The organism is Vibrio sp. 10N.222.52.B7, assembly GCF_041474275.1.
GTDB lineage: Bacteria > Pseudomonadota > Gammaproteobacteria > Enterobacterales > Vibrionaceae > Vibrio > Vibrio crassostreae_C.
Genome location: NZ_JBFRTU010000447.1, coordinates 1 through 244, shown reverse-complemented (window position 1 = coordinate 244; position 244 = coordinate 1). Strand labels below are relative to the sequence as shown.

Genomic DNA, 244 nt, shown 5'->3' with positions numbered 1-244 from the left:
GGACAAAACCTTCCTGTAACTAATTCAGAGTTAGAAGACATGGCTAAAGTGGCAAGTCGAATGCTCAATACGCCAGTCGATAACGTGGCGATCAAGATAGAGTCATTGACCAATAAAACGAATGTCGCTGAATTCTCAACCAGCAAGTACAGGAGCTTAAATTGCCAAACTGATTCGATTCTCGATCATGCAGATTTAGCTCCGGTAGAAAAGGGCGTTGTGTATCCATTGTACCGAATCAGTC

1 pseudogene is annotated in these 244 nt (G+C 43.0%); it reads left to right on the top strand.

Annotation, left to right across the window (positions count from 1 at the left end):
* Nucleotides 1-244, top strand: a pseudogene (locus AB4512_RS23625) (membrane associated secretion system protein); the annotation flags it as partial.